Source organism: Pyruvatibacter mobilis (assembly GCF_012848855.1).
GTDB classification, from domain to species: domain Bacteria; phylum Pseudomonadota; class Alphaproteobacteria; order CGMCC-115125; family CGMCC-115125; genus Pyruvatibacter; species Pyruvatibacter mobilis.
Genome location: NZ_CP051630.1, coordinates 3,204,486 through 3,225,649, shown reverse-complemented (window position 1 = coordinate 3,225,649; position 21,164 = coordinate 3,204,486). Strand labels below are relative to the sequence as shown.

Annotated in this window: 25 protein-coding genes and 1 tRNA gene; 17 read left to right on the top strand and 9 right to left on the bottom strand. The window is 62.5% G+C overall.

Translation table 11 applies throughout. The features are described from left to right. Window positions 1-7: 7 nt before the first annotated feature. Window positions 8-892 (bottom strand): ATP-grasp domain-containing protein, encoded by an 885-nt coding sequence (locus HG718_RS15120; RefSeq protein ID WP_160586440.1) that lies wholly within the window; start codon window positions 890-892, stop codon window positions 8-10. 277 nt (window positions 893-1,169) lie between these two features. On the opposite strand from HG718_RS15120, the gene HG718_RS15115 reads away from it, so the two are divergent. Continuing rightward, window positions 1,170-2,411, top strand: a complete 1,242-nt coding sequence (locus HG718_RS15115) for a sensor histidine kinase (protein ID WP_160586439.1) — start codon at window positions 1,170-1,172, stop codon at window positions 2,409-2,411. Between the two features lie 34 nt (window positions 2,412-2,445). Here the strand turns inward: HG718_RS15115 and HG718_RS15110 are convergent, their stop codons facing one another. From HG718_RS15110 to HG718_RS15090, 5 genes are all read right to left on the bottom strand, one after another. Continuing rightward, complete coding sequence (locus tag HG718_RS15110; RefSeq protein ID WP_027840216.1) at window positions 2,446-2,736, bottom strand: YciI family protein; 291 nt, start codon at window positions 2,734-2,736, stop codon at window positions 2,446-2,448. Window positions 2,737-2,788: 52 nt separating this feature from the next. Next, window positions 2,789-3,427, bottom strand: a complete 639-nt coding sequence (locus tag HG718_RS15105) for a TetR/AcrR family transcriptional regulator (RefSeq protein ID WP_160586438.1) — start codon at window positions 3,425-3,427, stop codon at window positions 2,789-2,791. 208 nt (window positions 3,428-3,635) lie between these two features. Then, window positions 3,636-4,532, bottom strand: a complete 897-nt coding sequence (locus tag HG718_RS15100; protein WP_160586437.1) for a TauD/TfdA dioxygenase family protein — start codon at window positions 4,530-4,532, stop codon at window positions 3,636-3,638. Window positions 4,533-4,834: 302 nt separating this feature from the next. Further along, window positions 4,835-5,266 (bottom strand): nuclear transport factor 2 family protein, encoded by a 432-nt coding sequence (locus HG718_RS15095; protein ID WP_160586436.1) that lies wholly within the window; start codon window positions 5,264-5,266, stop codon window positions 4,835-4,837. Between the two features lie 82 nt (window positions 5,267-5,348). After that, window positions 5,349-6,062: a helix-turn-helix domain-containing protein gene (locus tag HG718_RS15090; RefSeq protein ID WP_160586435.1), complete on the bottom strand. Its 714-nt coding sequence runs from the start codon at window positions 6,060-6,062 to the stop codon at window positions 5,349-5,351. A 225-nt stretch (window positions 6,063-6,287) separates the two neighbouring features. Here HG718_RS15090 and HG718_RS15085 point away from each other — a divergent pair, with 225 nt between their 5' ends. The 5 genes from HG718_RS15085 (at window position 6,288) to HG718_RS15065 (ending at window position 9,719) form a co-directional block, all read left to right on the top strand. Further along, window positions 6,288-7,595, top strand: a complete 1,308-nt coding sequence (locus tag HG718_RS15085) for a sulfite oxidase (RefSeq protein ID WP_160586434.1) — start codon at window positions 6,288-6,290, stop codon at window positions 7,593-7,595. Window positions 7,596-7,710: 115 nt separating this feature from the next. Beyond that, window positions 7,711-8,064, top strand: coding sequence for an aldehyde dehydrogenase (locus HG718_RS15080; RefSeq protein ID WP_160586433.1), 354 nt, complete (start codon window positions 7,711-7,713; stop codon window positions 8,062-8,064). 105 nt (window positions 8,065-8,169) lie between these two features. After that, window positions 8,170-8,760: a hypothetical protein gene (locus HG718_RS15075; RefSeq protein ID WP_160586432.1), complete on the top strand. Its 591-nt coding sequence runs from the start codon at window positions 8,170-8,172 to the stop codon at window positions 8,758-8,760. Window positions 8,761-8,891: 131 nt separating this feature from the next. Further along, window positions 8,892-9,203 (top strand): type II toxin-antitoxin system TacA family antitoxin, encoded by a 312-nt coding sequence (locus HG718_RS15070; RefSeq protein WP_160586431.1) that lies wholly within the window; start codon window positions 8,892-8,894, stop codon window positions 9,201-9,203. Then, entirely contained in the window at window positions 9,204-9,719 is a 516-nt protein-coding gene (locus tag HG718_RS15065; protein ID WP_160586430.1) for a GNAT family N-acetyltransferase, read from the top strand. It begins immediately after the preceding gene. Window positions 9,720-9,857: 138 nt separating this feature from the next. Here HG718_RS15065 and HG718_RS15060 read toward each other — a convergent pair. From HG718_RS15060 to HG718_RS15050, 3 genes are all read right to left on the bottom strand, one after another. Then, window positions 9,858-9,947: transfer RNA gene (locus tag HG718_RS15060), tRNA-Ser, on the bottom strand. Between the two features lie 138 nt (window positions 9,948-10,085). Beyond that, complete coding sequence (locus HG718_RS15055; protein ID WP_160586429.1) at window positions 10,086-10,277, bottom strand: hypothetical protein; 192 nt, start codon at window positions 10,275-10,277, stop codon at window positions 10,086-10,088. Window positions 10,278-10,337: 60 nt separating this feature from the next. Next, the gene (locus tag HG718_RS15050) at window positions 10,338-11,060 is read right to left on the bottom strand and encodes an SIMPL domain-containing protein (protein WP_205345611.1); all 723 of its coding nucleotides are present in this window, start codon (window positions 11,058-11,060) and stop codon (window positions 10,338-10,340) included. A gap of 114 nt (window positions 11,061-11,174) precedes the next feature. Between HG718_RS15050 and HG718_RS15045 the strand changes: the two genes are divergently transcribed. From HG718_RS15045 to rsfS, 11 genes are all read left to right on the top strand, one after another. After that, entirely contained in the window at window positions 11,175-11,897 is a 723-nt protein-coding gene (locus HG718_RS15045; RefSeq protein ID WP_160586427.1) for a CDP-alcohol phosphatidyltransferase family protein, read from the top strand. A gap of 236 nt (window positions 11,898-12,133) precedes the next feature. Then, window positions 12,134-12,445 carry a 50S ribosomal protein L21 gene (rplU, locus tag HG718_RS15040; protein ID WP_027840208.1) on the top strand — a complete coding sequence of 104 codons (312 nt, stop codon included), beginning with the start codon at window positions 12,134-12,136 and terminating at the stop codon, window positions 12,443-12,445. A gap of 44 nt (window positions 12,446-12,489) precedes the next feature. After that, window positions 12,490-12,747: a 50S ribosomal protein L27 gene (gene rpmA, locus HG718_RS15035; protein WP_160586426.1), complete on the top strand. Its 258-nt coding sequence runs from the start codon at window positions 12,490-12,492 to the stop codon at window positions 12,745-12,747. 195 nt (window positions 12,748-12,942) lie between these two features. Next, window positions 12,943-13,536, top strand: a complete 594-nt coding sequence (locus HG718_RS15030; protein WP_160586425.1) for a GNAT family N-acetyltransferase — start codon at window positions 12,943-12,945, stop codon at window positions 13,534-13,536. Continuing rightward, window positions 13,533-14,615, top strand: coding sequence for a GTPase ObgE (gene obgE / locus HG718_RS15025; RefSeq protein WP_160586424.1), 1,083 nt, complete (start codon window positions 13,533-13,535; stop codon window positions 14,613-14,615). Before HG718_RS15030 ends, obgE begins: the two co-directional genes overlap by 4 nt. Continuing rightward, on the top strand, window positions 14,612-15,814 hold the full coding sequence (gene proB / locus HG718_RS15020) for a glutamate 5-kinase (RefSeq protein WP_160586423.1): 1,203 nt from the start codon (window positions 14,612-14,614) through the stop codon (window positions 15,812-15,814). The genes obgE and proB overlap by 4 nt, the downstream gene beginning before the upstream one ends. Before the next feature lie 16 nt (window positions 15,815-15,830). Beyond that, a complete protein-coding gene (locus HG718_RS15015) occupies window positions 15,831-17,123 on the top strand; it encodes a glutamate-5-semialdehyde dehydrogenase (protein WP_160586422.1) in 1,293 nt (430 codons plus the stop codon). Further along, window positions 17,123-17,746, top strand: coding sequence for a nicotinate-nucleotide adenylyltransferase (locus HG718_RS15010; RefSeq protein WP_160586421.1), 624 nt, complete (start codon window positions 17,123-17,125; stop codon window positions 17,744-17,746). Before HG718_RS15015 ends, HG718_RS15010 begins: the two co-directional genes overlap by 1 nt. A 249-nt stretch (window positions 17,747-17,995) precedes the next feature. Continuing rightward, window positions 17,996-19,423, top strand: a complete 1,428-nt coding sequence (gene egtB, locus HG718_RS15005; RefSeq protein WP_160586420.1) for an ergothioneine biosynthesis protein EgtB — start codon at window positions 17,996-17,998, stop codon at window positions 19,421-19,423. A gap of 56 nt (window positions 19,424-19,479) precedes the next feature. Beyond that, window positions 19,480-20,496: an L-histidine N(alpha)-methyltransferase gene (gene egtD, locus HG718_RS15000; protein WP_160586419.1), complete on the top strand. Its 1,017-nt coding sequence runs from the start codon at window positions 19,480-19,482 to the stop codon at window positions 20,494-20,496. Between the two features lie 223 nt (window positions 20,497-20,719). Continuing rightward, window positions 20,720-21,106, top strand: a complete 387-nt coding sequence (gene rsfS, locus HG718_RS14995; protein ID WP_160586418.1) for a ribosome silencing factor — start codon at window positions 20,720-20,722, stop codon at window positions 21,104-21,106. Window positions 21,107-21,164: the final 58 nt, after the last annotated feature.

The following is a 21,164-nucleotide window of genomic DNA, read 5'->3' as shown; positions in this document are numbered from 1 at the left end:
GGAAGGGTCACGCAGCCGCGATGATGCGCGCGCATGCCTCCGCGAGAAGTCCCCCCAGCTGCGGATTATACTCAGGAAACAAATGCGCCTCTATGGCTTCCAGTTCCATCAGAAGCAGTTTCCCCTGATGCGGCACCACATCAATGCGGGTGGCAAGCGCCGGTGCAGGCAGCACGTCAAGAAAGGCCCCGCAGGTCTCAAGATCAGAGGCAGTCGGCTCATAGATTTCGTTGCGGCCGCCATGATGTGTGTGGATCAGATAATTTCCCTCGGCCGGGAGCTTGCGAAGCGCATGAGAGAAACGGTCTTCCACGAACACGAATGAAATTTCTCCCTCATCCAGAATGCCTGGGAGAAAGGGCTGAGCGAACTGGCTGACCGGAATAGTGTCATCGCCCGGTTCATCGGCCCTGATCCGGCGCATATCGAAGCCGCCACCGCCCACAAGCGGCTTCAGGACAATCTCGTCGGCACCAAGCCGGGCCCGGACATCGTCCACGGTCACTCCATCACGGTCGATAAAGGCGGACGGGATAACAGGCAGCTCCTGTGCTTCCAGTTCCCCCAGATAGCGTTTGTTCATGTTCCACAGGATTGTGGCGGGATCATTCATCACCGGTGCATGGCCCGCGGCCTGCTGGACGAAGGCCGCAAACGCCTCCGGCTTTTCCTTGTAGTTCCACGTGGTGCGGATGAAATAGAGATCAATGTCATCCCGCGCCGGGTCCGACTGCTCCCAATCGAGCTCCACGAGATCCAGTCCGGCTGCCTGGAAAGCCGGCATGAAGGCATCCCGCTCCCGGTCGTGCTCATAGGCATCCGGCCACCGGTCCGGAGAACCCGTGAGCGTGTGGCGACAGGCAACGAAGGCGACGCGCTTTCGGTCAGCCATGAGCGTGAATTCTCCCCGCAGAACTGTATTCAGCAACCAGAGGTAGAAGAAAATTCGTCCGTAATCAAACTAACTATCTGTGACAGATGGATTTTTCGTTCCCAGCTGGAATCGGTTCGGCATTGCTTAACATTCATCAATTACCACTTATGCGCGGAACCGATTGCGCCGATGGATTGCCATGCTTGGACGCCTGACAAACATCTACTGGCCAGCGCCCGCGGAGGGGCGCGAACTGCGCGCGGCTTCCGGGCGCATCCTCTCTGCATTCTGTCTCATGGCGGCCCTGTCGGGCACGATCGTCAATATCGTCAACCTGCCCTATCTCGACCGTTTCTGGGCGGAGATGGCCGTGGCTCAGGCAATCGCCTTCGGTTTCGCCGGCCTGCCTTTGCTGGTCAATGAACAAGAGAACTTCGCGCGACGGGCCCTCATCTGCTGCAGCGGCCTCATGGTGTTCTTCATCCTGCTGTCACTGAGCATCGGCAATGTCCTGTCCTCAACAAACATCCTGTTGCTCTCAGCAATTGCCGCCGTCACGCTCGCAGTGGGATGGCAATTCGGGCTGACTGCCACGGCAATCATCGTCGCCGTCTATCTCGGCAACTTCGCAATTGAGCTTCAGGGCCCTGCTTCGGGCATCACGGATCCTGCTGTTCTTGTTGCGCTCATTTGCGCTGCAATCATCATTTTCATCGGCTGCACAATTTATCGCCGCGAAATGCAGCGCGCCGTGCGTCGCATCGAAACCCAGCGCATCCGGGCGATGGAGGCCGACCGTGCCAAGACCGATTTTCTGACGGTCATGAGCCATGAAATCCGCACCCCGATGAACGGCGTCATCGGCATGCTTCAATTGCTGTCCACCGCAGACATTCCGGATCAGGAGCGTGATCAGGCGGAAACCGCGCTGATGTCTGCGACATCGCTCCTGGAAATTCTCAACAATATTCTCGACTATTCACGCAATGAGGCCGGTGCCAGCACCATGCGGCCGCAGCCCTTTGACCCCGCGTCACTGCTTGAAGAAGTGATTGCGCTGTTCACACCACTGGCTGACAGCAAGCACATTGCCCTCGAACTCGACGGCGCCCGTGCACTGTCGAGATGCGTGATAACCGACCCTGACGCGCTGCGCCGGATCGTCACCAATCTGATCAACAACGCGATCAAGTTCACCCAGCAAGGCCACGTGCGCGTCGGGGTGCGCGAGATGCGCAAGGCCGACAATACATGCTGCCTGCGCATTGAGGTGGAAGACACCGGCATCGGCATCCCCAATGACCGGCTGGACGAGATCTTCGAAAGTTTCCGCCAGCTTGAGGACACCATCACCAGAAGCCACGGCGGCACGGGACTGGGGCTTGCCATCTGCCGCCAGCTTGCGGACCTGCTGGATGGAGAGATCGGCGTGCAGAGCAAGCTGGGTGCCGGCAGCTGCTTCTGGCTGGAAGTGCCCTTCACTCTGCCTCACCAGGAAGCCCTGCCAGAACAAACCTTGCTCAACGCAGGCGACTGATGTCTTGGCTTTCCCTGCTTCGGCCCCAGGGGGTTCAGGCTGCTTTCAGGAAATCCAGCCGTGCATCGACCCGGCCCGGGGCCACTTCCAACACATCCATCTCGACGATGCCGTGTTTGACGAACGGGTCCTGCCGGATGAAGGCCTCAAGCGCGGGACGGTCCGTGGCCTGAGCGAGAAAGACACCGCCCTGTTGCGGCTGCAAACCGCCCACAAGAAGGAACACACCGTCGTCGAAGCCACGGGCTATCCATGCGTTGTGGGCATCCATGAACTCAGGCGCCTTTGCTTTGTTCGCTCCGAACCGCAATACGACGATAAACATTATGCTTACTCCAAGGTCAGGCACCTTTCACAGGCACCGAAAACAACCGGGGTCAGTGCCTTAGTCTGGCAATCTCGGCATCCAGCCAGCGGCACATGTCGTCAACTTCGCGTGCGACGAATGCCTTGTCGCGAAAAGCGGTCGCCAGAGCGGCAACGCCCTGGCTGCGCATCAGCACATGCATGGCCAGATCATCTGCAGCATCTGCGAAGCCAAGCTGCTCGAACTGACCAACAAGCCACCGCCGGAAAAGGGTGAAGACCTGACGCGCCCGTCCTCGATGGGCGTGCTCAAGCTTGGCGAGTTCATTATTGAGCGTGCCGACAGGGCAACCATGCGCCATGATGCTGGCCCTGTTTGTGATCAGAATACGGATGAAGCTGACAATCCGGTCCCGCGGGCTGTCGGACTCCGCTTGCCAGTCACGCAGCATGGCCCGCGTATTGGCCAGCCTCAGATCGATCACTGCATCCAGGATCTCGTCCTTGGTCTTGAAGTGATAGTAGAAATTGCCACGCGACAGCCCGGCAACACCGGCGATGTCAGCGAATGACGTGGCTTCAAAGCCACGCTCGTAGAACAACCGGTCGGCCACAGCGAGGATGAGCTCCCGCGTCTGTCCGCCGCCCTTGCCGGCAGTCTTTCCGGCATCGACGTTCTTTCGCCCGACTGCGGGCCTCCCGGTTACCATGACGCTCTTTCATTTCTAGGACGAATGTCCAACCAATTAGGACATTTGACCTAAACTCGTCAAGCAGCCTCTTCATCGAAGGTCATGATTTCGGAGTTGTCAGTGAAAGCAATCTGAACCGGATCAACGGTGCCATTGCGCCCGGCCATGCAAACTAGGCCAGCGAAATACCGGTCACAGCCGGAAAAGGAAGCAACTTTCGGCGGAACTATTCAGCAGCCTGCTTGCTGTCGCGGTCCCTCAGGAAGCGGTAGAGCTGCGCATCCCAATGGCTGGTGGCGGAGATCGTCGCCCGCTCTGTCCAGGGCCGCCAGCGCGGGGCGCCCGCCCCCTGTGGATCATCCCCCAGCACCGTGACGCGCTGGATGACCCGCTCGCCGATAAAATCATTGATGACGAAATGCTGCGTGACCCGGTTGTCCCACATGCCGATGGCGCCCTCCGTCCAGTGGAGGCGCACGGTGAAGCGCGGGTTTTGAACCCAGCGTGTGAGGAAGGCGAGAAGCGCCTCACTCTCAAACGGATTCATCTCGACGATGCGGCGGGTGAAGTGCTCATTGACATAAAGCGCTTTCTCACCGGTTGTCGGATGGACGCGCACCACCGGATGAATTGCCATTGCGTCGCGATTGCCATGCGGACGGGCATCATGCAGCGCCGTAAGCCCGTCCAGCATCTCCTGCATGGGTTCTGACAGGTCATTGTAGGCGGCGATGAGATCAGTCCACATGGTGTCACCCCCGGCCTCCGGGCAGGCGACCATGTTGAGGATCGACATCAGCGGCGGGTGCTCCGTAAACGTCAGATCCGTATGCCACTCGTCGGCAATGCCGCCCTCCGTCGCCTTGAGCTCGAAAATGTGCGGGCTCGGCATGCCGGGCTTAGCGAGGTTGGGGTGCGCCCCCTCCAGCTCACCGAACTTCTGCCCGAGGGCCACATGCTCGTCCGGCGACAGGTGCTGATCGGGAAACAGCAGCACTTTATGCTGGGACAGCAGCGCCTTGACCGCATCCGTCTCCTCAGCGCCGATTTCCGCGAGCCTGATGCCCGTTACCTCCGCGCCCAACGTGCCCGCAAGCCGTTTCACATCCCATGACTGGCCCATGGTTTCTCCTCCCGCATCACTCGCAGGCGGTCTGCCGCCGCCCCTTTGCCTGGATGCTAGTTGGGGATCCGGCATAGCCGCAAGCGCTTTGCAGACATCCATTAATCCAGGCTTTGCCGATAACCTTGTCGCAACATCATCTACCGCACGGCAAGGCACGTCCTTCATCTGCGCACCATCCCGCGCATGGCCACCCAGACATTGGAGGCGCGCCCCTGCCGACTGCGCCGCACATGCGGGGGCCCAGGAGAATCGTCCGGGCCCCCGTTTTCATGTGGAGAGGCAGGCGTTTACGCCGGGCCTTAGAGGGAGATCCCCGCACGCATAAAGGCGGCCTGCTGCTGGGCGCCATTGACGAAGACATCCTTGCGAACAACTTCGCCCGCCTCATTCAGGGTGACCACGTCCAGCATCTCGCATGTGGCGGTGAACGGCACGCCGTCGGTGCCTGTGAAATTCATCACCATCTGCCATTCAAAGACCCAGAAATCACTGCCACACAAAAGGCGGCCCCGCTCCAGGGAAAAGTCGTACTGCTCGAACAGGCCGGCGCAATGGGACAGGAGTTCATCCCGCCCGACGACGGGCTCGGAGCCATCATGGACATGGAACACGGTATCGGCGGAATGAAGCGAGGCAATCAGCTTCGGATCCCGTGTCTCCCAACCCAGGTGGTACCGCTCGAACAGGGCCTGCGTGTCCGGTGTTTCAAGTATATCTGCTGCTGCCGGCATCGGCTTTGCTCCGCATTTCCATTGGTAATGGACCCAGAAATCACGGAGGGGCCGGTGCGGCGTAGAACAAACGTGCGGCGGATCAGGCCTGGCAAGACTGAGACGCCGCGCCGATGGCAGCGCGATATCCCGCGACTGCATCCCGCGGGGTGAGGCCGAGAGTGACCCGGAAACTACGCGACAGATGCGCACTGTCGGCAAAGCCGTTGTCGAGCGCCGCATCGCGAACGAGCCCGCCGCCCATCAATTGGCGGGCAGCATCCTGCAAAGCAGACCATGACTTGAACCTCCGGAAGGTCATCCCGGTGGCGCTCTTGAAGTAGCGAAGAGCCCGCGTGCGCTCCATGCCAAGGCTTGCCGCCAGTTCCTGCTGCGACATGCGCACCATTGGATCAGCCCCCACCCGGCGCAGGACCCTGGCAATGTCATCCGGACAGGCCGGCTGCCGGTGGCCGAGCCACAGGCGCAATTCTGCCAGCGCAGCCCTGTCTCCCAGAAGAGCATCCAGAGCGACATGCCTGAGCGGGCCGGTCAGCGGGCGGGCCAGCTCATCCCCAAACGGATAAGCCAGACCGGTGAGATTGAGGATGCGGGCCCGTCCCCCGATCCATACCTGATGATGGATATCCTGCCGCACGAGCAGTACGTCGCCTTCAACCCGCGCGGCTCCTGTTTCGAGCAGGATCGGCCCATCAAGCCCCTGCAGCACAGACATCGCAGGCAAGGCATGAGCCTGCAGCCGTTCGGATGCGAACGGAAACAAGGAACTGACAAAGGGGTCGCCGAAATCACTCATGAAACCTGCCCGGCCATCTGAACCCGCCACAACGGCCTGTCAGGCTCGCACAACGGCCGCATCGGGCCAATGGAGAAGCCGGTCCGGATACATCCGTTTGCATAACCCCGATTTTTAGTGTGAAATTCATCAAACTAAATCGCGGCATCAAGGGGCCGGGGCCGCATTCGCCGACGTCAGGTCGGTCGCCAACGACAAATCAGGCCCATCCAGGGAGTGACTGCCATGGACGGAGACGAACCTGTAACTAAACAAGATATCCCTTCTGCCGGCGCGTTCTTTGCCGACAATCCCGAACGGGCGGATCTCGAATTCTTCGGCCGCATCGCCCACAACGACCGGCGCGGCTTTCTCAAAGGCGCGGGCCTGACAACACTGGGCACCATGCTGGGCATGGCGGTGCCGTTTCACCGCAACTACCCGCAAGGCATGATCCCCGCAGCCTTCGCCGAAGATGATGTGCTGGTCGGCAAGGACGGGCTGACCCTGCTCAACGACCGGCCGATCAACGCGGAGACGCCGGCGCATCTTCTTGACGATGCGATTACCCCCACCAACCGGCACTTCATCCGCAACAATGGCGTGCCGCCCGCCGACATGGACGCCGCCACCTGGCAGCTCACCATTGACGGCATGGTGGACAATCCGATGACGCTGTCGATCGACGACCTCAGAAACCAGTTCGAGGTCGTGACCATGGCACTCACCATTGAGTGCGGCGGCAATGGCCGTGCGGCCTTCAACCCGCCCGCAAAAGGCAATCAGTGGACGCTGGGGGCCGTGGCCTGCTCCGAATGGACGGGCGTCCGCCTCAAGGACGTGCTGGAGAAGGCCGGCGTGCAGGATGGTGTGGTCTATACGGCCCATGTGGGTGCCGACACGCATCTCAGCGGCGACCCGGACAAGCTGCCGATCTCCCGCGGCCTGCCCATCGACAAGGCGATGACCGACAATGTGTTGATCGCCTTCGAAATGAATGGCGATGCACTGCATCCGCAGAACGGGGCACCGTTGCGCCTTGTGGTGCCCGGCTGGCCCGGCTCCTGCTCACAGAAATGGCTGACCCGCATCTATCTGCGCGACCAGGTGCATGACGGCCCGAAGATGACCGGCACCTCCTATCGCGTGCCCAACCGGCCCGTGGCGCCGGGTGAGGACGTCGACAAGGCGGACTTCGTCATCATCGAGCGGATGCCGGTGAAGTCACTGATCACCAGCCCGCAGACCAACACGGAGTCGGGGCGAAGCGTGGAAGTGCACGGCCATGCCTGGTCCGGCGACCGGACGATTGAGGCCGTGGACGTATCGATGGATTTCGGCACCACCTGGCAAAAGGCCGAGCTGGACGCCCCGGTGAATGACGGGGCCTGGCAGAACTGGCGCATCAACCTCGAATTCCCGCAAGCCGGTTATTACGAGGTATGGGCCCGGGCGACCGACAGCGACGGCGACATGCAGCCCTTCGCCATCAACTGGAACCCCAAGGGCTACCTCAACAACACCATGCACCGGGTGGCCCTGCGGGTCGCCTGACCTGCCGGACCCATCGTCCCAACCATCGTTGCACCGCAAGATGAACGACAAGGGGCGGGAGACATTCTCTCCCGCCCCTTCGCCTGCCCCCCCCCCCGGAAAGGAGCCTCCGCGCATGACCCATCCCCGCCTTACAGCAGCCGCCCTGCTGATCGCCACCGGCCTGGCTTTCGCCCTGGTCCCGGCGCAGAACGGCGCCCGCGCCCAGGACACTGTCGAAGAAGAGGAAAGCGAGTTCGGCGTGCTGAAAGTCGCCGAGGGTGTCGAGGAGACCTATTACAACTGCGTCGCCTGCCACTCCGAACGCATCATCGCTCAGCAGGGCCTTACCCGCGACGGCTGGGACGAGCTGCTGGTGTGGATGGTGGAAGAACAGGGCATGCACGACATCGAAGACCCCGAGCGCTCAAAAATCCTCGACTACCTGGCCGCGCACTACAACGAGGACCGGCCGAACTTTCCGCAGTAGCGCAGAACATCAGCGTGGCGGCAACATTATGCGAGAACCCATCAAGCACCTCTTGCCGCTTGCCTTTCGTGCCTGCGCATAGGTTTTTGCGAGAAAAATGTCCAAATGGATCCCATCGAAATGCAGGAGCGGTTTGAGTCGGAACTATATTCAGCTCAGATCATATTTCAGATTTTGGACGAGTGTATATTTGATGAAAAAATAAAATACCGCATAAAACACGCGCGCCCATTCTTCAACACTATGTATGTCCTGATAGTCGACAGTCTGTGCGCACGAATTATTCGCTTATTCGACCCAGCAACACAGGGTCGCAACGGTATGCATGAGAATTTCTGTGTAGATAGGGTCGAGAAAGTTGTTGGAAAATCCGTCATTACAGATTCAGACAAACTTGCGATCAAGGCACTTCGGAAATACAGAGACAAACATCTCTCTCACGCTGATCTCAAAACCAGCACCGAAGAATTACCACCCCATCAAGAAATAAAGAACCTGATATCCATCGCGATCGACGCGCTCCACCGTGTGAACGGTACTATATTGATCCATAATGGAAATACGGACACACGCGGAAGACGCGTCGTTACAAGAACAACTGCTCAGTTCAATGAGATTATGACCTACGGTGCGTTTCTCATAGAACATAAAGATTCTGATGAATACAGGTCATTACTTCAAGACTTCCATCAATGACATCGCGAGAAGGAAGGCTATTAGCGTTGTATGAGGACTTCTCCTAATTCGCATCGCCATTCCTAGTCGCTCGCACCGACAAACTCCAGTTTTGTATTGACAATGTACCCACAAACGATAATTCTATACGCATGGTACAGATACCCACAGCCTCCCCTTCGTCAGCCGCTCACAGTGCGGACCAAAAGCGCAGCATAAATCTGCGCATCGAGGCCGGCACGCGCCAGCTGATTGACCAGGCAGCCGCTGCATTGGGTAAGACCCGCACCGAGTTCATGGTGGAAAGCGCCCGGCGCGAAGCCACGGATGTGCTGCTGGACCAGCGGCTTTTTGCGCTGGACGACACGGCATTCAATGCCTTCGTGGATGCACTTGATAATCCCCCGTCCGCAGGCCCCAAGCTACGCGCACTCATGAGCCGCAAGCCCGGGTGGCAGGACTGAATGGCAAGCCCTTCGGTCGGGCTGCCACTATCCGCGCCCGCACCACTGACCACAGATCATGTGGTGGAAGGCTTTGACTGCGGGGAGCCGGCCCTTGACCACTGGCTGGCAAAGCGCGCCCTGAAAAACGAAAGCCGTTTCTCCCGCACCTACGTAATCTGCCAAGGCGACCGCGTCGCGGCCTACTATTCCCTCTCCGCCGGCGCAGTGGCACGAGCAGCCGCTCCCGGGCGGCTGCGGCGTAATGCGCCCGACACAATCCCGGTTTCGATAATCGGGCGATTGGCTGTCGACCGGGCCTATGCCGGACGCGGCCTAGGCTCAGATCTGTTGGCGGACGCCTTGCGTCGCGTGGCGCTGGCAGCACAAACCATCGGCATCAGCGCTGTGCTCATCCAAGCAAAAAGCGACGCCGCCAGATCATTCTACCTGCAGCATGCGGAGTTTCTCGAATTTCCCGAGGACAGCCGCACCCTCTTCCTCCCCATCGATACGCTGATGGCCGCAATCAGTTGAGGCACCTGGCCTCAACGCCAATGCTCGGTGGGAAATGGCGGGAAGTAGGATTCAAACCCAGCCGGCGCCGCAAGGCGCTAACCAAAAGGAACCGGCGGTTCGGCCACTACGCCGTGTCGCCAATGCTCTGGAAGAAAATGGCGGAGAGGGAGGGATTCGAACCCTCGGTACCCGTGAAGGCACAACGGTTTTCGAGACCGCCCCGTTCGACCACTCCGGCACCTCTCCGCGGGGGTTCGGGGCGGCGCTTCGCGGCCCCGGGGTCGACAGGGCGCGGACAATAGCCGCGAGGCGGGGCGATCCGCAAGGGCGGGCAGGCGGGAAAGTTCGCAGGAATGCGCCGCGCACCGCGAGCGGCGTGCGCGGCTAGCCGATGAGGGCGTCCCACAAATCGCTGAGGAAGTCCGACAGCCAGTCGATCACGGGGTCCGCCACATCAAAGAAGGGGATGTAGTCCTCCAGCACGTCACGTGCGTCGGCACTCACCGCCGCCAGCACAAGCGCGCCAAGCACCACCCAGAAAAGCAGGATAACGATCCCGCGCAGCAATCCACCCATCTGTTGTCTCCCCCCTGAAACCGGCCGGCCTGCTGAAACACTTCTGCCCGCCCCGGCCGGTCAGTCCACCAGAGCATAGTCGACCGTGGCGACCACGCGCACGGTCTTTTCAAGCTGGCTGTCCGCGGAGACGCCGCCCGTATCATCCCGCGCCCGGATGACGATGACGCCCTGGTTGGCGCGCACAATGCCACCCAGCGTGGCGCCGGAATTGGCGGCGAATTCCGCAGCGCCGTCCCGCGCGGCGGCCGTCGCCTCGGCAATCAGCTCCGGCTTGATGGTGTTGAGGCTGTTGTAGGAATAGGTGGGCCCGCCGAGATCAGCCAGCACCACGCCCTGCTTGACGAGCTGGCCCGTCTCGCGGCCGAGCCTGGAGATGAGCTCGACGTTCTCGGTCCGCAGCAGCATGTTCTGGGCGATAATGTAGCGCGCCTGGCCGACGCCGCCGGAGCGATAGGCCTGCGCCAGCAGATCCGTCACCTCCAGCCGTTCAAGGCTGATTTCCGCGTCCGTGATGCCGCGCGCCAGCAGGAAATCGCGGATGATGGCGGTGTCTTCGTCGATTTCCGCCTGCACTGCCGCCAGATCATTGCCAGCCGCCGTATAGCGCAGGCGCCACATGGCGAGATCCGCCGTCACGTCCCGCTCGGCCAGCCCCTTGACGGTGACATAGCGCTCGGACGTGCGGCCCTCATAAAAGCCCTCGCCCACCTTGAGGCCGCCGAAGGCGACCCCCGCCGCCAGAATGGCCAGTCCCACGAAAGTAAAAGGTCCGTCGCTCATCATCTTCTCCCCGCCAGTGTCTTTCAGTCGCGCTGCCTGTATGCGCTGCCTGTTTGCGCTATTCGTCTGATACCCTGCCTGTTCCAAGCAATGATCGCCGATTCGAGCAACAAGATGGCAACAGCCACTTCCCCAGCATCCGCGACCGGAACCGAGCGCCTGCGCGCCTGGGCTATCCACGCTTTTACCGCGTCCGGCGCCGTCATCGCCATGCTGGCGCTCACCGCGGTGATGGAGGGGGACGCGGCGCAGGCGTTTTTGTGGCTGGGACTGGCCTTCGTGGTGGATGGCCTCGATGGGCCGCTCGCCCGCCGCTACCGGGTGGCAGAAGTGCTGCCGCGCATCTCCGGCGACACCTTGGACCTCGTCATCGACTATCTGACCTATGTGGTGGTGCCGGCGGTGCTGCTCGCCCGTTTCGGCCTCGTGCCGGACGGCATCGGCGCACTGACGGCAGGGCTTATCCTCGCGGTTTCGCTCTATACGTTTGCCAACCGCGACATGAAGACCAGCGACAATTACTTCGAGGGCTTTCCCGCCGTGTGGAACGTGCTGGTGCTTTATATGTGGGCGCTGGAGACGGACCCGTGGGCCAATCTGGCCGTCATTGCCCTGGCCGCCATCCTCACCTTCACCCGCCTCAAATTCACCCACCCCATGCGGGTCACCCGCCTGCGGCCTTTGACGCTGGCCTGCACGGGCCTCTGGGCAGCCCTCAGCCTGGCCGTGGTGCTCACCCATCCGGACGTCCCGCAGGCGCTGATCTGGCCCTGGGTGGCGCTGATTGGCTACTTTCTGGGCCTGACGGCGTGGCGCAGCCTCGACCGGACGGTCTGACATGCCATGTCCGGCGATGGGGGGACGGGAAAACGGGCCAAAACCCCTTTTGCCTGCTTGACTTGCGGCCCGCCAAAAGTATGATGCGCGCCCATTCGCCGGTGCGATCCACGGATGTCTTGCTTAAGGCTCCATGGCTTGTCCGGCGCATTTTCTTTGGATTTCGGGCGCCCTGGCGCGGTTTTCAGACCACCGCCTGGCCTGCGGCACGCCCTTAGATGAGATGGACAACGCCCATGTTCGCGGTCATCCGCACCGGCGGTAAGCAGTATAAAGTGGCACAGGACGATGTGCTGTCTGTCGAAAAGCTCGAAGGCGAGCCCGGCGACACCATCGAGATCACCGAAGTGCTGATGGTTGGCGGCGAAGGTGCCCCCAAGGTCGGCGCGCCGCTGATCGAGGGCGCCAAGGTGTCCGCTGAGGTTGTCGGCAACAAGCGTGACCGCAAGGTCCGCATCTTCAAGAAGGTGCGCCGCCACACCTACCGCCGCACCAAGGGTCACCGTCAGCACAAGACCCAGATCAAGATCACCGGCATCAGCGCGTAACCGCTAGCGACGCCCGGTCAGACAGGATTACGGAGTAAAGACAGATGGCACATAAAAAGGCAGGCGGTTCGTCCCGCAACGGTCGCGACTCAGAAGGCCGGCGCCTTGGCGTGAAGAAGTTCGGCGGCGAGAACGTCATCCCGGGCAACATCATCATCCGTCAGCGCGGCACCAAGTGGCACCCGGGCGACAATGTCGGCATGGGCAAGGACCACACCATCTTCGCCAAGATCGAAGGCACCGTGTCCTTCCGTGAGCGCGCCGGTAAGCGCACCTACGTGTCCGTGGTTCCGGATGAATAAACAGACGGTGGACATTTGCCACCGTCATCGGTGGCATCCATTCGCACGGCAATAGCCAATTCGGGAGGGAGATGGATCGCCATCTCCCTTTTGTTTTGCGCGTTATACTGCGAACGACCACCAGCGGCTTTCCCGCCGATCGGCACTTCAGGACTGTCACTAGATAACAAGATCATGGCCCAAACACTGCCCCGAATGAGCGATATCGCGATCGAGACCGGCCGTCTCGAGATGCGTCCGCTTGCGCCCGGTGACGCAGACGCCCTGGCACGCATCGCCAGCGATGAGCGCGTGGGCCTCAAGCTGGGTCTCGTCCCCTGCCCGTGCTCTGTGGCCGAGGTGGAAAGCTGGATCGCAGCCGCCCCGGCCCAGATCGATGCGGGCACGGACTATCTTCTCACGGTGCGCGACAGGGCCTCAGGCACCATCATCGGCAGCGCCGGACTGGACGAGCTGATCGAGCAGGGCATCTCGGGCCGCGAATACGACCTCGGCTACTGGTTCGACCCTGCCTGGTGGGGCAAGGGGCTGGGTAGTGAATGCGCCTTGGCCTTGCGCGACTGGGCCTTTGAAACCCTCAAGACCGGCGGTCTGCGGGCGTCCTGCCTGATGGACAATCAGGCGTCCGCACACGTGCTGGAAAAGGCGGGCTTCCACTACATGAATACGGTCCTCAAATATCGCCCCGCGCGCCGCCGGACAGCACTTGTGGCGCAGTTCCGCATGGACAAGCCCCGCTGGGAGCGCTGCGTGCGCCGGGAAAGAAACACTGAAGGTGTGGCGGCATGAAGTTTCTCGACCAGGCCAAGGTCTATGTGCAGTCCGGCGCCGGGGGCAACGGCACGGTCTCGTTCCGCCGCGAAAAATACATCGAGTTCGGCGGCCCCGACGGCGGCGACGGGGGCCGGGGCGGCGATGTATGGGCGGAATGCGTGCACTCGCTCAACACGCTGATCGACTATCGTTACCAGCAGCACTTCAAGGCGCGGCGCGGTGAAAGCGGCGCAGGTCGTGACCGCTCAGGCAAGGCGGGCGACGATGTGGTGCTGAAGCTGCCCGTGGGGACGCAGATCTTCGAGGAAGACAACGAAACCCTGATCGCCGACCTGACCGAACCCGGCCAGCGCGTGCTGCTGACCAAGGGCGGCAATGGCGGCTGGGGCAATGCGCGCTTCAAGAGCTCCACCAACCAGGCTCCCCGCCGCGCCAATGAAGGTCAGCCTGCGGAAGAACGCTGGGTGTGGCTGCGCCTCAAGCTGATCGCCGACGCGGGCCTCGTCGGCCTCCCCAATGCGGGCAAGTCCACTTTCCTGGCAGCAACCACAGCCGCCAAGCCCAAGATTGCCGATTATCCCTTCACCACGCTCAATCCCGGCCTCGGTGTCGTGACGGTGGATGAAGCGGCCTTCGTGCTGGCGGACATCCCCGGCCTCATCGAAGGCGCCCATGAAGGCCTTGGGCTGGGCGACCGTTTTCTCGGCCATGTGGAGCGCACCAATGTGCTCCTGCACCTCGTCGATGCGACCCAGGACGATGTGGCCGACGCGTACCGCACCATCTGCAGTGAGCTGACGGCCTATGGCAACAAGCTGGACGAGAAGCCGGAAATCCTTGCCCTCAGCAAGGTCGACAGCCTGACGCCGGAAATGCGCGAAGAGAAAGCTGCTGAACTGGCAGCCGCGGCCGGCCGGAAGCCCATGCTGCTGTCGAGTGCCAGCGGTGAAGGCGTGACCGACGTGCTGCGCGCCATCAATGCCTATGTGGCAGAGACGCGGCGCATGCAGGTGGAGGAGGCCGAGGCCGAAGAGGCCCGCGAACAGGCTGAACTCGAAGGCCGGCCCGACCCCACCGAAGGCTGGCAGCCATGACCACGGCCACATCAGGCACATTGCTGGCTAACGGCTCGCGCATCGTCATCAAGATCGGCTCCGCCCTGCTGGTTGATGCCGCAACCGGCAAGTTGCGGGAGAACTGGCTTGCGACCCTCGCCGAGGATGTCGCCCGGCTGCGCGCCCGTGGCCAGCAGGTGATCGTGGTCTCGTCCGGCGCCATCGCCGTGGGAAGCAAGGCCCTCGGCCTTGGCCCTCGCAACACGCTGGCACTGGAGGAAAGCCAGGCAGCAGCCGCTTTCGGCCAGATCGGCCTGGCCCGCGCCTACCAGCAGGCGATGGAGCGCCATGACATCCGCATCGCCCAGGTGCTGCTGACCCTTGGTGATACCGAGCGGCGCCGCGCCTACCTCAATGCGCGCTCAACGCTGACAAAGCTGCTCGATTTCGGGCTCGTGCCTGTCGTCAATGAGAACGACACAGTCGCCACCACCGAAATCCGCTATGGCGACAATGACCGCCTGAGCGCCCGTGTCGCCAGCATGGTGGACGCGGATTGCCTGGTGCTTCTGTCGGATGTCGATGGTCTTTACACGGACGACCCAACCCGGAATCCGGACGCGAAACTCATCCCCCGGGTGGATGCCATCACGCCGGACATCGAAGCCATGGCCGGCACGGCCGGCACGGACATGTCAACCGGGGGGATGGTGACCAAGCTGGAAGCCGCCCGCATTGCGACCGAGGCCGGTGTGCACATGGTCATCGCCAAGGGTGCGGTAGATCACCCCCTTTCAGCGATCGAGGCAGGCGGCAACGCAACCTGGTTCATGGCTCACGACACACCCGTCGTGGCCCGCAAGCGCTGGATCTCGGGGGCGCTGCAGCCCGCAGGCACCATTGTGGTGGATGCAGGCGCTGCCCGCGCCCTTTCCCAGGGCCGCAGCCTGCTGCCCGCAGGTGTCTCCGCCGTCCGCGGACGGTTCGACCGCGGTGATGCCGTGATCGTGAAGGATCAGGCCGGCACCGAGCTGGGACGCGGCCTCATCGCCTATGCATCCGATGATGCCGCCCGCATTGCCGGACACAAAAGCGGTGAAATAGAAGCCCTGCTTGGCTATCGTGGCCGCGACGAGATGATCCACCGTGACCATCTGGCGTTGAACCGCGCCGCCAAGCGCACACATAACGCCGAAGCCGGACAATCCACCGCCGGCGCACAGACGTCAGAAACCTAACCGAACGAGCATCGAGATGAGCGTCGCAGAAAAGCTTGAGACCGGGACCACCGACATCGCAGCTACCATGCGCGGACTGGGCATCAACGCCCGCACCGCCGCCAAGGCCCTGCGGTCCGCCCCGCGCAAGCAGAAGGACGCAGCCCTGCTCGCCGCCGCTGCCAGCCTGCGCGCTGACAGCAACGACATCCTCGAAGCCAACAAGCTGGACATGGACGCCGCCGAAGCCCGCGGGCTCACCGGCGCCATGCTCGACCGGCTGAAACTGGATGACGGCCGCATCGACGCCATCGCCAAGGGCCTGGAGGCGATTGCCGAGCTGGATGATCCCGTCGGGTCGACCATTGCCGAATGGGACGTGCACTCCGGCCTGCATATCGAGCGCCGCCGCGTGCCCCTCGGCGTCATCGGCATCATCTATGAGAGCCGCCCCAACGTGACGGCGGATGCAGGCGCGCTCTGCGTCAAGGCGGGCAATGCCGTGATCCTGCGCGGCGGATCCGAAAGCTTTCATTCGTCCCGCGCGATCCATGCGTGCCTCGTCGCGGGCCTTAAGGCAGCTGGACTGCCCGCTGAGGCAATCCAGCTCGTGCCCACCACGGACCGGGCTGCCGTCGGCGAAATGCTGAAGGGCCTTGATGGGGCCCTCGACCTGCTGGTGCCGCGCGGCGGCCGCAGCCTGACCGAACGCGTGACCACCGAAGCCCGCGTGCCCGTGCTCGGTCATCTGGACGGCCTGTGCCACGTCTATGTGGACAAGGACGCAGATATTGAAATGGCCAAGCAGGTGGCGGTGAACGCCAAGCTGCGCCGGACAGGCATTTGCGGCGCGGCGGAGACGCTGCTGGTAGATGAAGCCGTGGCAGCCACGGCCTTGCCCGCCGTTGCAGGAGCCCTGAAGGATGCAGGCTGCGAGATCCGCGGCGACGATGCCGCACAGAAACTGATGCCCGGCATAGCCGCCGCCACCGACGATGATTGGAGCACGGAATATCTCGATGCCATCATTGCCGTGGCCGTGGTTCCCGGCGTCGATGGCGCCCTCGGCCATATCGCCAAATATGGCTCGCAGCACACCGAGTGCATCATCACCGGGAACGAGCAGACCGCAAACAAATTCCTGACCGAGTGTGACAGCGCGATCCTGCTGCACAACGCATCCACGCAATTCGCCGATGGCGGTGAATTCGGCATGGGCGCCGAAATCGGCATTGCCACGGGCAAGCTGCATGCGCGCGGACCGGTCGGTCTCGAGCAGCTCACTACCTTCAAATATGTGGTGCGCGGCAGCGGCCAGACGCGGCCCTGATGACGTCAGCCGCCCTCCTGTCCAGCCTGTCGAACGGCCTGCGCATCGGCCTGCTCGGCGGCTCTTTCAACCCGGCCCATGAGGGCCACCGGCATATCAGCCTGGTGGCCATGCGTCGGCTTGAACTGCACCAGGTGTGGTGGCTCGTATCACCGCAGAACCCGCTCAAACCCGTGAAAGGCATGGCGCCGCTTGCGCAGCGCATGCAGAGTGCCCGCGAGATGGCGCATCATCCCGCGATCCATGTCACCGACATCGAGACCCAACTCGGCACCCGCTACACCGCCGACACGGTCCGCCAGCTGACGGAGCGGGCACCCAATACGCGTTTTGTCTGGCTGATGGGGGCGGACAACCTGCTGAACTTCCCGCGCTGGAACCGGTGGACCGAAATCATGGAGCGGGTGCCCATCGCCGTGATTGCGCGGCCGGGCTACAGCCTCAAGGCGCGCCTCTCCCCCGTCGCGACCCGCTATGCGGACCGCCAGTTCCCCCAGGCCCATGCGCGGCTTCTGCCCGACGTGACGCCGCCTGCCTGGGTCTTCATCGAAGATCAGCCCACCGCGATTTCCTCAACCCAGATCCGCCGCCAGATCGGCGCGGCCTGGCCCGTCCAGGACTGAGATCGCCGCGCCATCCGCACCCCGGGCCAGATTCCCCCCTGCCCGCCTCCTGACAGGCGATGTCAGCAGGAACATATACGGCCCGGTGTGGTTCTCATTCGTGCTGCTTTAGGCTCTTCAACCCGCAGAACTCGCCCATATGTGATGTGTCACGCAGGCGACATGCGGTTGACTTAGGCCTATTTGATTGGCGGAGTTGATGACCGGCTTGTCATCAGCCACCCCGCTGCACAGACGCGAGTGAGATTTATGCCTACTTCTTCCGGCAACACGGCGCCGAAACAGGACCTCTCCTCCGCACCGTCCCCGGAGCCTGCCCATGCGGCACACGGCCCGGAGCGCCTTGGCCGCACTGCCTTGCTCGACCGTTTCCGCGCCGTGCGGGGGGCCACTGAATGCCTGTCAGCACCCCTGACACCCGAAGACCAGATGCTCCAGTCAATGGAGGAGGCAAGCCCCGCCCGCTGGCACCGGGCCCACACCACCTGGTTCTTCGAGACTTTCTTGCTCAAGCCGCATGATCCGGCCTATGAGGTCCTTGATCCGGCCTATGACTATCTCTTCAACTCCTACTACCAGGCTGTCGGCCCGCAATATTCGCGCCCCCATCGCGGCCTCGTATCCCGGCCGACCGTGGCGGAAGTCACCGCCTACCGCGCCTATGTGGATGATGCCGTCACCGCCTTCGCCGACCGGGCGGACGACGCCACCTGGCAGGCATGCGCGCCGCTGATCGAACTGGGCCTGCACCATGAGCAACAGCACCAGGAGTTGATGGTCACCGACCTGAAACACGCCCTTTCGTTCAACCCGCGCTGGCCGGCCATCTATCCGGCACCCGAGACACAGGCTGCTGAAACCCCGCTGGGCTGGCAGGACTTTCCCGGCGGGATCATCCTGTGCGGCCATACGGGCAACCTGACCGAGGACGGTTTTGCTTATGACTGTGAAGGCCCGCGCCACCAGGTGCTGCTGCGGGATTTCGCACTGGCTAGCCGGCCGATCACCAATGCGGAGTTCATTGCCTTCATGGAAGATGGCGGCTACTGCGACCCGCGCTGGTGGCACTCGGAAGGGTGGGACCGGGTCTGCGCGGAAGCCTGGACGGCGCCGCTCTACTGGCTGCGAGACGGGGATGCGGCATCTCCCTCATCCGGCTGGACCACATACACCCTGCATGGCCGCGTGCCCGTGGCACCCCGTGAGCCCGTTTGCCACATCTCCTTTTTTGAGGCAGCAGCCTACGCCGCATGGGCCAGTGAGCAGACCGTGGCCGGCGAGACGCACGATGTTCGCCTGCCCACAGAGTTTGAGCTCGAACACGCAGCCTCAGGCCTTGATCCGCGCGCGGGCCATTTCGCGGGAACCGCACCGGGCACACGAGCGCTGCACCCGCGTGGGGCCCGCTTGGACGCAGAGGCCAGCGCTGGCGGGCTTCAACAGATCTTCGGTGACGTGTGGGAATGGACCCAGAGCGCCTATGCGCCCTATCCGGGCTTCAAACCCGCTGCCGGTGCCATCGGCGAATACAACGGCAAGTTCATGGCCAACCAGATGGTGCTGCGCGGCGGCAGCGTGGCGACGCCGGAGGACCACATGCGTGCCACCTACCGTAATTTCTTCCCCGCCCACTCCCGCTGGCAATTCTCAGGACTGCGCCTCGCGCGCGACCTCTGACGGCGTCGCTACCTCAGTCTGATCACAGCCAACGCCGCATTTCCCAGGATACGACCATGACGGCCGATACGATTTTCGAAACCGATACCGCCCCTTCCGCCGCTGATCTTGCCTTTTTCGTCGATCAGAAACCGGCGCTCGCCACCTTCCTGGATGATGCGCTGACCGGGCTCTCGGCCGAGCCAAAGCAGATTGCGCCGAAATACTTCTACGACGAGCGCGGCTCCGAACTGTTCGACCAGATCTGTCAGACCCCGGAATATTACCCGACACGCACCGAGCTCGGCCTGCTCGACCGCCATGGTGCGGACATTGCCGCTGCCGTGGGGCCGGACTGTCTGGTGGTGGAATATGGCGCGGGCTCCAGCCTCAAGATCCGGCGGCTGCTGGGCGCCCTTGATGCGCCAGCAGGATATGTGGCCGTCGACATCAGCCGGGACTATCTGCGCGCCCAGATGAGCGGCCTTGCCCGTGACCTGCCGTCAGTGCCCGTCGGTGCGATCTGCGCTGATTTCACCAAGGGCTTCGACCTGCCGCCGGAATCCGCCGCGCTCGGCAGCCGCCGCCTCGGCTTCCTGCCCGGCTCCACGATCGGCAATTTCACTCCGGAAGACGCCCAGGCACTTCTGGCGCGCAGCACCAAACTGCTGGGCAAGGGCGGATTGTTCCTCATCGGGGTGGACCTCAAGAAGTCCAAGCAGATTCTCGACGCCGCCTATGATGACGGCCAGGGCGTGACCGCGGCCTTCAATCTCAACCTGCTGAAGCGCATGCGCACGGAGCTGGGCGCGGAGCTGGACGAGCACGGCTTTGAGCACGTGGCCTTCTACAACCGGGAACAGGGCCGGGTGGAAATGCACCTGGAAGCCAAGGGCGAGCAGACCATCAGCCTTGAAGGCCAGGACTTCACTTTCTCCGACGGCGAGCGCATTCACACCGAAAGCTCCTACAAATATGCCCCTGAGGAGTTCGCGGAAATGGCGCAGAGGGCCGGTTTCGAGCCAAAAGCCCTGTGGACCGACCCGGACGGGCTGTTCAGCCTGCACCTCCTGGAAGTAGCCGTTAACGCTTGATCCGGTTCAGCTATTTGCGATCCGGGGCCTGATCGTCATATTCTCCTCATGCAAGCGGGCGATGCTGCCCGCGAGGACCGGATCGAGAGACGATTCGGTTCACGCCACGGCCCTTCAGGCCGCCGACACTCGCCCGGAGGAGTATGAAGGGCCACAGGACAGGAGCTGACACCTGAGTATCGACTTTGCCGGCCATGAGGCCGTTGAGGCAGCGGACAACGCCATGCCACAAACACAGTCGCCGTCACCTTCCGTGACATCAAACCAGTCCGAGCGGCTCCGCGACGCCGCCCTTGCGTGTCTCGAAGACACCAAGGCCGAGGATATCGTCTCCATAGATCTCGCAGGCAAATCGTCCCTCGCCGATGGCATGGTCATCGCGAGCGGCCGGTCACAGCGCCATGTGGGCTCGGTAGCCGATTACCTGGTCGAGGCTTTCAAGAAGGCAGGCTGCAAGTCTCCGCGCGTCGAAGGCATGACCCATTGCGATTGGGTTCTGATCGACGCCGGTGACATCGTGGTGCATGTGTTCAGGCCCGAGGTGCGCGAGTTTTACAATCTCGAGCGTCTCTGGTCCTCTGACATGCCGGAAGACCAGCTGGCCAACTGACCATCCTGCCGGCCCCGCCCGGCAGGCCATGAGCGCCCGCATGACCGCGTGCGGGCCT

What these genes read in the sequence shown, in the direction of transcription:
- HG718_RS15120 (WP_160586440.1), bottom strand. Translation starts at nt 892, where the DNA reads ATGGCTGACCGAAAGCGCGTCGCCTTCGTTGCCTGTCGCCACACGCTC.
- egtD (WP_160586419.1), top strand. Translation starts at nt 19,480, where the DNA reads ATGACGGCCGATACGATTTTCGAAACCGATACCGCCCCTTCCGCCGCT.
- HG718_RS15050 (WP_205345611.1), bottom strand. Translation starts at nt 11,060, where the DNA reads ATGAGCGACGGACCTTTTACTTTCGTGGGACTGGCCATTCTGGCGGCG.
- HG718_RS15070 (WP_160586431.1), top strand. Translation starts at nt 8,892, where the DNA reads ATGGTACAGATACCCACAGCCTCCCCTTCGTCAGCCGCTCACAGTGCG.
- obgE (WP_160586424.1), top strand. Translation starts at nt 13,533, where the DNA reads ATGAAGTTTCTCGACCAGGCCAAGGTCTATGTGCAGTCCGGCGCCGGG.
- HG718_RS15115 (WP_160586439.1), top strand. Translation starts at nt 1,170, where the DNA reads ATGGCGGCCCTGTCGGGCACGATCGTCAATATCGTCAACCTGCCCTAT.
- egtB (WP_160586420.1), top strand. Translation starts at nt 17,996, where the DNA reads ATGCCTACTTCTTCCGGCAACACGGCGCCGAAACAGGACCTCTCCTCC.
- HG718_RS15080 (WP_160586433.1), top strand. Translation starts at nt 7,711, where the DNA reads ATGACCCATCCCCGCCTTACAGCAGCCGCCCTGCTGATCGCCACCGGC.
- HG718_RS15045 (WP_160586427.1), top strand. Translation starts at nt 11,175, where the DNA reads ATGGCAACAGCCACTTCCCCAGCATCCGCGACCGGAACCGAGCGCCTG.
- HG718_RS15055 (WP_160586429.1), bottom strand. Translation starts at nt 10,277, where the DNA reads ATGGGTGGATTGCTGCGCGGGATCGTTATCCTGCTTTTCTGGGTGGTG.
- HG718_RS15105 (WP_160586438.1), bottom strand. Translation starts at nt 3,427, where the DNA reads ATGGTAACCGGGAGGCCCGCAGTCGGGCGAAAGAACGTCGATGCCGGA.
- HG718_RS15015 (WP_160586422.1), top strand. Translation starts at nt 15,831, where the DNA reads ATGAGCGTCGCAGAAAAGCTTGAGACCGGGACCACCGACATCGCAGCT.
- HG718_RS15110 (WP_027840216.1), bottom strand. Translation starts at nt 2,736, where the DNA reads ATGTTTATCGTCGTATTGCGGTTCGGAGCGAACAAAGCAAAGGCGCCT.
- proB (WP_160586423.1), top strand. Translation starts at nt 14,612, where the DNA reads ATGACCACGGCCACATCAGGCACATTGCTGGCTAACGGCTCGCGCATC.
- HG718_RS15100 (WP_160586437.1), bottom strand. Translation starts at nt 4,532, where the DNA reads ATGGGCCAGTCATGGGATGTGAAACGGCTTGCGGGCACGTTGGGCGCG.
- HG718_RS15095 (WP_160586436.1), bottom strand. Translation starts at nt 5,266, where the DNA reads ATGCCGGCAGCAGCAGATATACTTGAAACACCGGACACGCAGGCCCTG.
- HG718_RS15030 (WP_160586425.1), top strand. Translation starts at nt 12,943, where the DNA reads ATGAGCGATATCGCGATCGAGACCGGCCGTCTCGAGATGCGTCCGCTT.
- rpmA (WP_160586426.1), top strand. Translation starts at nt 12,490, where the DNA reads ATGGCACATAAAAAGGCAGGCGGTTCGTCCCGCAACGGTCGCGACTCA.
- HG718_RS15075 (WP_160586432.1), top strand. Translation starts at nt 8,170, where the DNA reads ATGGATCCCATCGAAATGCAGGAGCGGTTTGAGTCGGAACTATATTCA.
- rsfS (WP_160586418.1), top strand. Translation starts at nt 20,720, where the DNA reads ATGCCACAAACACAGTCGCCGTCACCTTCCGTGACATCAAACCAGTCC.
- HG718_RS15065 (WP_160586430.1), top strand. Translation starts at nt 9,204, where the DNA reads ATGGCAAGCCCTTCGGTCGGGCTGCCACTATCCGCGCCCGCACCACTG.
- HG718_RS15010 (WP_160586421.1), top strand. Translation starts at nt 17,123, where the DNA reads ATGACGTCAGCCGCCCTCCTGTCCAGCCTGTCGAACGGCCTGCGCATC.
- HG718_RS15090 (WP_160586435.1), bottom strand. Translation starts at nt 6,062, where the DNA reads ATGAGTGATTTCGGCGACCCCTTTGTCAGTTCCTTGTTTCCGTTCGCA.
- rplU (WP_027840208.1), top strand. Translation starts at nt 12,134, where the DNA reads ATGTTCGCGGTCATCCGCACCGGCGGTAAGCAGTATAAAGTGGCACAG.
- HG718_RS15085 (WP_160586434.1), top strand. Translation starts at nt 6,288, where the DNA reads ATGGACGGAGACGAACCTGTAACTAAACAAGATATCCCTTCTGCCGGC.